We start from the raw sequence: 8,741 nt of genomic DNA on the forward strand, positions 1-8,741 counted from the left end.
ACGAAGGCAGGCCCCCGCATGGATGCGGAGGCCTGCCAAAAATTCGGAGCTTAGAGCACCGAGCCCATGAGCTTCTTCAGCGCCGGGGTGGCCGCGATCATTGCCACGCCCAGCACGATGGCGGTGCCGCCCATCGCGAGGAAGTACGGGATTTCGTTGCCCGCAACATAGTAGCCTGCCAGCACGCCCGAAAGCGTGGTGCCCAGGGATACCGAGAGGAAGAACAGCGCGATCATCTGCGTCCCGAACGCCGCCGGAGCCAGCTTGGTGGCAACCGCCTGCCCGATCGGGGAGAGCAGCAGCTCGGCAATGGTGCACAGCAACAGGATGCCGACCATCGCAAGCAGCGGAGTCATCTCCAGGGATTCGAGCGGGATGAAGCACAAGAACGCGGCACCCACGACGACCAGAGCCAAGCCGAATTTCACCGAAGTGCGCGGCTGGCGCTTCCCCAGCTTGGTCCACATGGCGGCGAACACGCTGGCTAGCAAGATGATGAATACCGGGTTGATCGACTGCACCCAGCTCGCCGGCATCTCCCAGCCGCCCAGGGTGCGATCCAAGCGGCTATCGGAGTAGGCCGCGATGAAGGTGAACTGCTGCTGGAACAGCGCCCAGAAGGCCGCCGAGCCGATGTAGAACGGGATGAACGCCCAGACGTGCTTGCGTTCGACGGCGCTGACCTTCTTGCTGCGCAGGATCAATACGAAGTACACCACGCTGGCGGCGATCACCACGTAGGCGATGGTGCTTGCAAGGTTTGCCGGGGTGACGATCTTCAGCGCGAAGACGAGCACGATCACCGCCAAGATCCCCGCGAAGATGCCCGCGTAGCGCTTGCGCTCGTTGGCCGGCAGCGGGTTGGCCACCTGCCCCGCGGTGTCCGGGAGGTTCTTGCGCCCCTTGGTGTAGATAATCAGTCCGAGGGCCATGCCGACGGCCGCGGCGCCAAAACCGTAATGGAAGCCGAGCTTCTGGTGCAGCAGGCCGGTCAGCAGCGGGCCGAGCAGACCGCCGATGTTCACGCCCATGTAGAACAGCGAGAAGCCCGCGTCGATGCGCGAGTCTTCCTTGGAGTACAGCGAACCGACCAAGGCCACCGCGTTGGCCTTCAATCCGCCGGAGCCGACGGCCACCAGGATCAGGCCCAAGGTCAGTCCAAGGTAGCCCGGCAGCAGCGCCAGGGCGACGTGGCCGGCCATAATGCCGATCGCCGAGAAGAACAGCACCCGTTCGGAGCCGAAGAGGCGGTCCGAGAGCCAGGCGCCAAGAATTGTGGACAGGTAGACGGCGCCGCCGTAGGCGCCGACGAGCGACAGCGCCAAGCTTTGATCCATGCCCAGGCCACCATCGGTGACCGAGTAGTACATGTAGTAGGCCAGCAGAGCCTGCATGCCGTAGAAGGAGAAGCGCTCCCACATTTCGACACTAAAGAGGTTTGCGAGCGCACGCGGATGGCCAAAGAAAGTTTTATTGGTACCCGGGGTGCTCGAAGTAACAGTAGACATGCGTAACATTTTTCGCTTTTCCTTGGGCAAGTGCCCACTTTTGCGATCTATTTCACATGTTACCCATACTGCTGGTAACGGTAAATTTCCCGGCTCACTTGCCCAATTGTTTGGCCAACGCCAAAAGCAGTCCCTCATCGGCGCGCGGCGAGATCAGCTGGACGCTCATCGGCATTCCGGAGCTCGAATTCGTGATCGGAACCGTGATTGCGGCGACCGAGGAGACGTTCACCATCGAGGTATAGGGGGTGTACTGGCACTGCAGCATATAGTCGGTATCCGCATCCTTGCGGGTGAAATAGCCAATCTCCGGCGGAGTCGAAGCCATCGCCGGGGTGAGGATCACGTCATGGGCGGACCATTGTCGCACAAAATCCGCAGCGATCTGCTTCAGCCGGGATGCCGCCTGCAGGCTCACCTCGAGGCTGCGCGCGGTGGAGCGCCGGCGGAAGTCTCTGGCCAACTCGCCGAGCAGGCTCTCATCGTCGACCGGAATATTGCGCAATCCATTGGTCCACACCCGGGCGAAGGTTTCCGGGTAGTCGCCCGCGTAGTGAAGATCCGCCGGTTCCACCCGGTGCCTGGCCTCCAGCAGCCGCTTGGCGCTTTCGAAGGCCTCGCGCGCGGGCGCCTGCAGGGTGATCGGGTAGGCGCTTTCGAAGGGGGAGAGGGTGCTGTAGCCGATGCGCAACCCCTTGAGCCTTTCGGGGTAGCTGCCGCGCAGCAGCGGCAGAAAGTGGTCGCTGCCGCGCATCGCATCGAGCAGCATCGCCGCATCCAAGGCATCGTGGGCCAACGGGCCGGAAACCGTCATCTTCGGTGCGCCGAACGCGTCCAGATAGCCGTCGACCACGTCGCTGGGCACCCGGCCCAGCGAGGGCTTGAGCCCCACCAGGCCGCAGGCTGCGGCGGGGATCCGCACCGACCCGCCGCCATCGGAGCCCGGGCCTACGGGAATCATCCCGGCGGCGATCGCCGCGGCCTGGCCGCCGGAGGAACCCCCTGAGGTCAGCCGCGGATCCAGGGGATTGCGCGAGGGCGGAGCGACGAGATTTTCCGAGTAGCTGCTCAGTCCGAATTCCGGAACCTGCGTCTTGCCGGTGATCACCACGCCCTCGGAACGCAACCGCGCGACCAGCGGGTGATCCGCCGTCGCGAGCTGGTGCTCCATGGCGGCGGATCCGTAGGTGGTGGGCATGCCGGCCACCTCGTTCAGGTCCTTGAATGCCGAAGGCAGCCCGTGCAACCGGCCGATCTGCCCGCGCACCTGCTTCTCATCGGCCGCCGCCGCCGCATCCATCGCGTCGGGAGACACGTACACAAATGCGCCAAGCGAGTCGAGCTCATCGATGCGACGCAGATAGTGTTCGGTCACCTCGCGGCTGGAACGCTCTCCACTGGCCAGCTCATCACGCAATTTCAGGGCGGATCTCGTCTTCATATCTGCTTTCGAGGCGGGGAATGACTAGTCTTATAAGCAAACACCCAACCAGAGAGGAATGCCAACCATGAGCGACTTTGAGACTGTTCAGGTCACCGACGTACCTAAGGACGCGTTGATTCTCGACGTGCGCGAGGACTTCGAGTGGGAGGCCGGCCGCGCCGTTGGAGCCAAGCACATCGTGCTCGGCGAGCTGCCGACCCGCGTGGAAGAGCTGGACCCGGATGTTGACACCTACGTCATCTGCCGCACCGGTGGACGCTCGGCGCAGGCGGCGGCCTGGCTGACCGGCCTGGGCTACACGGCGTTCAACATCGCCGGTGGCTCGGACGCGTGGCTCGAAGCCAAGCTCCCGATGGAAGCGGATAACGGTCAGGAACCCACCGTTCGATGAAATACGCCTATTTAGGCCCTGCCGGAACTTTCACCGAGGCGGCACTTTTGCAGGTTCCCGGGGCGCTCGATTCCGAGCGCATTCCGGCCAGCAGCGTTAATAGCGCATTGGCGATGGTCCGCGAGGGCAGTGCCGACGCCGCGATGGTGCCGATCGAGAACTCGGTGGAGGGCGGCGTGTCGGCCACCCTGGACGCCATCGCCGCCGGAGAATCCCTGCAGATCGTCGCCGAGGTGCTGGTGCCGATCAGCTTCGTGCTGGCGGTCCGGGCGAATATCGGCGCGCTGGAGCAGATCCGCGAAATTTCCACACACGGGCACGCTTGGGCGCAATGCCGGTTGTGGGCCGAAGCGAATATCCCGGCCGCGGTTTTCACCCCGGCTGCTTCCACGGCCGCCGGCGCGCTGGGACTGCTGGACCCGGAGCAGCACCACGACGCGGCGATCTGCTCACCGCTGGTTGCCGAAGCGCGCGGCCTGAAGGTGCTGGTGCGTGGCGTGGAAGACAACGCCGGGGCGGTCACCCGATTTATCCTGGTCACCTCGCCGGGGGCGATCCCGGCGCCGACGGGTGTGGATAAGTCGACGCTGATTCTGCCGCTTTCCGAGGACCGGCCGGGCGCGTTGATGGGAATTCTGGAGCAATTCACCGCGCGCGGGGTCAACCTCTCGCGCATCGAATCCCGCCCCACCGGCGCGGGCCTGGGGCGCTACTTCTTCTCCGTCGACGTCGAGGGGCACATCGCCGAAGAGCGCGTCTCCGCGGCCCTTGCCGGGTTGCACCGGCTCTGCCCGGAGCTGCGCTTCTTGGGGTCCTACCCGGCGGCGCAGGGCACCCGCCCGTTCATCGATACGCACAATTCAGACGGTGCGTTCAGCGAGGCCCGGGACTGGGTGCTCAAGCTGAAGGCCCGCCTCTAGGGCGTGCGAATGCGCAGCGAGGACGGGTTGACCGAGACCTGCAGCTCGTTGACTTGGCCGGTTGGATCCCCGTCGATCTGCGTGTTCATCGGTTCCACGCAGCGCAATGAAATGTCGGTGCTCTGGTAGAAGCTCATCACCGGGATCTTGTTGCGCGAGCGGAATGCGGTCTTCAGCAGGATCCAGCCCCATCCGGCGGCCGAACGCGGCGAGAGCACCACCGCGTCGAGCACCCCGTCGTCGATCTTCGCATCCGGGACAAAGTCCACGCCCTGCAGCTTGCCGCAGTTGGCGAAGAGCACCGAGCGGACCTTGCGGGTCTGCCAGGCATCGTCGTTGGAGAGCTTGATCTCGACCTTCTTGCGCCGCCCGGGCAGCTGGCGCAGCCCGGCCTCCGAGTAGGCAAGCCAGCCGACCTTGGATTTCAGCTCCTCGTCGGTGTCATCGAACAGGTCCGCGTCGGTTCCCACCCCGGCGATCACCAAGAACGCGTGGTCAGCGCTGCTGCCGTCCAGCAGCTTCAGCTTCATGTGGCCCACGTCGATGCGCCGCACCATGCCGCGCACGGCGACCAGCGCCGCGGTGTGCAGGTCGTCGATCGGCACTTCGACGTTTCGGGCCAGCAGGTTGCCGGTGCCCAGCGGGAGCAGCCCGAGCGTCGTTTCGCTGCCTTCGAGTACTTCTGCGACGGCGCGAATCGTGCCGTCGCCACCGGCGGCAATAATTGTGTCGCATCCGGCTTCGAGCGCATTTTGGGCGGCTTCTTGACCCGCATTCTCCGGCGTCGTTTCGAAAACCAGCGGCTCTTCGAGGCCGGCCTCGGCGCACACGTGGGCTACCGCATCACGCGCTTCGTCGGCCCCTGACTTGGATGGATTGATGACCAGTCCAACCTTCTTCGACTCGGATTGCTCCTTCGCCGAAGGGTGCTGGCTCATCGGTTTCCCGTCCTGAGAAAGCTTACGCACGGAATACCCGGTTACGGCCGCGAGCACAGCTGCGGCACCGGCTACGGATAATAAGATCACGCGGTTTCTCTGCATAGTGCTCTCATCGTACTCAAGATTGCTACGCTTAAGATGTGATCGACCTGAAAATGCTCACCGATAATCCGGATATGTACCGCGCCTCGCAACGCGCGCGCGGTGCCGACGAAGCGCTGATTGACCAGCTGATTGAGGCTGACTCGGCGCGTCGCGAAACCATAGCCACCTACGAACGCCTGCGCGCAGAGCAGAATGCGTTCTCCAAGAAGGTTGGCGCCGCCAAGGGCGAGGAACGTGCAGCACTGCTTGCGGAGGTCAAGGAGCTTGCGGTGGCCGTCAAGGCTGCCCAGGCTTCCTCCGACGAAGCGGCCGCTGCCTGCACCTCCTTGCAGCGCTCCATCCCAAACCTGATCATCGACGGCATCCCAGCCGGCGGTGAAGACGACTTCGCCCTGGTGAAGACCGTCGGCACCCCGCGCGATTTTGCCGCCGAAGGCTTCGAACCGCTGGACCACCTGCAGATCGCCGAGAAACTCGGCGCGATCGACATGGAACGCGGTGCGAAGGTCTCCGGATCACGCTTCTACTTCCTGAAGGGCATCGGCGCGCGGCTGGAAATCGCGATGATGAACATGGCGCTGGAGCTCGCGGTCGAACGCGAATTCATCCCAATGATCACCCCGACCCTAGTCCGCCCGGAAACCATGCAGGGCACCGGCTTCGACGTCGAACACGACGATGAGATCTACAAGCTGGAACGTGACGACCTGTACCTGGTCGGCACCTCGGAGGTCGCGCTGGCCGGCTACCACGCCAACGAGATCATGGACCTTTCCGACGGTCCGGTGCGCTACGCCGGCTGGTCCTCCTGCTACCGCCGCGAGGCCGGCTCCGCGGGCAAGGACACCCGTGGCATCATCCGCGTGCACCAGTTCAACAAGCTCGAAATGTTCATTTACACCACGGTTGACCAGGCCGAGGCGGAACACGAGCGTCTGCTGGCGATGGAGGAGGAAATGCTCAAGCGCATGGAGCTTCCATACCGTGTCATCGACACCGCCGCCGGGGACCTGGGGATGAGCGCGGCGCGCAAGTTCGACTGCGAGGCCTGGGTGCCATCGCAGGAGACCTTCCGCGAGCTGACCTCGACCTCGAACTGCACGACCTTCCAGTCCCGCCGGCTGAATATCCGCGAACGCGAGATCATAGACGGCAAGCCTGGCAAGACCCGCGCGGTAGCCACCCTGAACGGTACGCTCGCCACGACCCGTTGGATCGTTGCGATTCTGGAAAACCACCAGAACGCCGATGGCTCGGTCAACGTGCCGAAGGCGCTGCAACCCTACTTGGGTGGACTTGAAGTCCTGAAGTAACCCGATCGACCGGCCCCGCAAAGGCCGGTCGATTGTCTTTTAATCCGCAGTTCACCAGCCGTTGTGCCGTGGATCATCGCAATATCCACGCAGCGGTGGTTCACTTGAATTATGACTATTTTGACTAAGACCGGCATCGACGACCGGCTGGAGAACGAAAAATTGATGATCTGCCTCGATGTCGACGGGACGATCGTCAACCACCAGGGCCTGATGAGCTCCCGGGTCCGCGACGTTGCCCGTGCGGTGGTGTCCGCCGGGCATGAGGTAGTGATCTCCACCGGGCGTTCGCTCGGCGCGGCCTTGCCGATTATGAGCGAACTAGGCATCGACCACGGCTTTGTCGTGGCCAGCAATGGTGGAGTGCTCGCCCGCGTGCAGGGAGAGCAGGTAGAAGTTCTGCACCGCGAGGTCTTTGACCCGTCGCTCGCGCTGGCGGCGCTGATGCGCCAGCTGCCGAACGCGAAATATGCGGTGGAGAACGAACGCGGTGAATTCTTGTCCAGCGATGTATTCACCGACGCGAGTTTCGGCGCCGAATCCAAGGTTGTCGATTTTGACGAATTGCTGCGCAGCAGGGCCGTCCGCGTGGTGGTCTTCTCCACCGATGCGACGGCCGAAGACTTCGGCCAGGCCGTACACGGTCTGGGCCTTTCCGGTGTCACCTATTCGGTGGGTTGGACCGCATGGCTGGATATCGCTGCCGAGGGTGTCACCAAGGCCAGCGGGCTTGAGCGGTTGCGCACCGAACTGAAGTTCGAATCGGCTCAATCAATCGCTGTGGGCGATGGTCGTAACGACATTGAGATGCTCCAGTGGGCCGGCCTCGGGGTCGCGATGGGCCAAGCCCCCGACGAGGTCAAAATCGTCGCAGACGAGGTAACCGCTTCGGTGGACGAAGATGGTTTGGCGATCGTTCTAGAACGGCTGTTGCAGCGCTAGCTGGGAGTAAGCACTGCCTACGGAGCGTGGGCTATGGTCCGGGACCGCTGGATTCCTGATTTATCAGCCGGAGCTTGACGCCTCGCACCCATTTTGAATCACGCAGTAGTTGCGGAAATGGTTTGTGCAGGTATCCGGTCGCCGGCGGGGCCGTCGATAGATACATCATCGAGGAGCCCGGGTTCACTCGCATGGTGTGCGGTCCCTTGAGCGCTACGACTTCAAGCCAACCGGGTTTTTCTTTGGCCTTATTGCAGGTCGGGCAGCGCCCTGCCGCATTGTCGCTATCCGTAGGGCCGCCTAGGTGATGCTGAAGTACGTGGTCGGTCTCTTCGACCAGCCCATCGCAGAATGGGGTGCGGCAGTGCCGGTCTCGAATCCTCACGAAGCGGCGAAGCTTTTCGGGGAAGGCGCGGGCCTTGGAGTCCATTGCGATCAATTCCCCGTCCCCTGGGGCGGTGTAGAGTCGCGTCACGTCGGCCAGGGTCTCTAGGCGATCCAGATGCTCCTGAGCTTTGGCGGATTCCATTTCGGCGAAACTCTGCTCATTGCCAATGGAATTTCCGGCGATTAGTTCCCGCGCGTATTGCGGCGGAACGTATCCGTAGCCTTCCATATAGGCCGGTTCGCGTTCGCCGAGGAGGAGGGTCTTATCGGTCATGATCAGCCCGACGTGCAGTTGCAACGGCAACTTCTCCGGCCGGCCGGCCAGCAAGTAGGTGCAGAGCAGGTCGGCTTTGATCTGCTCCCTGGTACGCAGATCGCCTTGTTTCTTCAGACGGAATGACTCTTGGCGCAGATGCATTTGCAGTGCTGTGCCGGCGACGACGGGCAAGGTGCCGCTGATGCGTACGCAGTTCTTTCCTTTGGAGAAGCGGACATGGCGTTTGGTGTCCGCTTGCTTCATTTTCCGGCACTGATCATCTGAGGCATGGGCCAAGGTGAAGCGTTGCACCGTGTCGGTGAGCTGTTTGGGGCCTTGGGACTCGAACATGTCCGGGTTGTCACGGAAGGTGGCGTCGAATTCGGTCCGGCGTTCGGCTTTGACCTCTTGCAGGGGCGTAAGAACCGCCAGGACTTGGGCTTCGGTGAGTTCGCCGCGAGAGAAGCACTCTGCGAGGTAGGGGGTATCTTCGGCCAAGATCCGGCAGTTGACCAGATAACTGCGGTATCCGTT

8 protein-coding genes are annotated in these 8,741 nt (G+C 63.1%); 4 read left to right on the forward strand and 4 right to left on the reverse strand.

Translation table 11 applies throughout. The annotated features are described in order from the left end of the window. Nucleotides 1–50: 50 nt before the first annotated feature. On the reverse strand, nucleotides 51–1,508 hold the full coding sequence (locus ACT3UA_RS02475; protein WP_096282965.1) for a peptide MFS transporter: 1,458 nt from the start codon (nucleotides 1,506–1,508) through the stop codon (nucleotides 51–53). 94 nt (nucleotides 1,509–1,602) lie between these two features. Then, nucleotides 1,603–2,949 carry an amidase gene (locus ACT3UA_RS02480; protein ID WP_444615437.1) on the reverse strand — a complete coding sequence of 449 codons (1,347 nt, stop codon included), beginning with the start codon at nucleotides 2,947–2,949 and terminating at the stop codon, nucleotides 1,603–1,605. 67 nt (nucleotides 2,950–3,016) lie between these two features. Between ACT3UA_RS02480 and ACT3UA_RS02485 the strand changes: the two genes are divergently transcribed. Both ACT3UA_RS02485 and pheA read left to right on the forward strand, forming a co-directional pair. Beyond that, nucleotides 3,017–3,343: a rhodanese-like domain-containing protein gene (locus tag ACT3UA_RS02485; RefSeq protein ID WP_096282967.1), complete on the forward strand. Its 327-nt coding sequence runs from the start codon at nucleotides 3,017–3,019 to the stop codon at nucleotides 3,341–3,343. Continuing rightward, nucleotides 3,340–4,263 (forward strand): prephenate dehydratase, encoded by a 924-nt coding sequence (pheA, locus tag ACT3UA_RS02490; RefSeq protein WP_096282968.1) that lies wholly within the window; start codon nucleotides 3,340–3,342, stop codon nucleotides 4,261–4,263. The genes ACT3UA_RS02485 and pheA overlap by 4 nt, the downstream gene beginning before the upstream one ends. On the opposite strand, the gene ACT3UA_RS02495 is transcribed toward pheA, so the two are convergent. Beyond that, nucleotides 4,260–5,291, reverse strand: a complete 1,032-nt coding sequence (locus ACT3UA_RS02495; RefSeq protein WP_444615438.1) for a diacylglycerol/lipid kinase family protein — start codon at nucleotides 5,289–5,291, stop codon at nucleotides 4,260–4,262. The two genes, pheA and ACT3UA_RS02495, sit on opposite strands and share 4 nt — an antisense overlap. 53 nt (nucleotides 5,292–5,344) lie before the next feature. On the opposite strand from ACT3UA_RS02495, the gene serS reads away from it, so the two are divergent. Then, nucleotides 5,345–6,622 carry a serine--tRNA ligase gene (serS, locus tag ACT3UA_RS02500; RefSeq protein ID WP_444615439.1) on the forward strand — a complete coding sequence of 426 codons (1,278 nt, stop codon included), beginning with the start codon at nucleotides 5,345–5,347 and terminating at the stop codon, nucleotides 6,620–6,622. Nucleotides 6,623–6,733: 111 nt separating this feature from the next. After that, nucleotides 6,734–7,564 carry an HAD family hydrolase gene (locus ACT3UA_RS02505; RefSeq protein ID WP_444615440.1) on the forward strand — a complete coding sequence of 277 codons (831 nt, stop codon included), beginning with the start codon at nucleotides 6,734–6,736 and terminating at the stop codon, nucleotides 7,562–7,564. 31 nt (nucleotides 7,565–7,595) lie between these two features. On the opposite strand, the gene ACT3UA_RS02510 is transcribed toward ACT3UA_RS02505, so the two are convergent. After that, a partial coding sequence (locus ACT3UA_RS02510; RefSeq protein ID WP_444615441.1) for an HNH endonuclease occupies nucleotides 7,596–8,741 on the reverse strand: 1,146 nt, incomplete at its 5' end.

It is taken from the genome of Glutamicibacter sp. 363 (assembly GCF_052379505.1).
In the GTDB taxonomy this organism is placed as follows: domain Bacteria; phylum Actinomycetota; class Actinomycetes; order Actinomycetales; family Micrococcaceae; genus Glutamicibacter.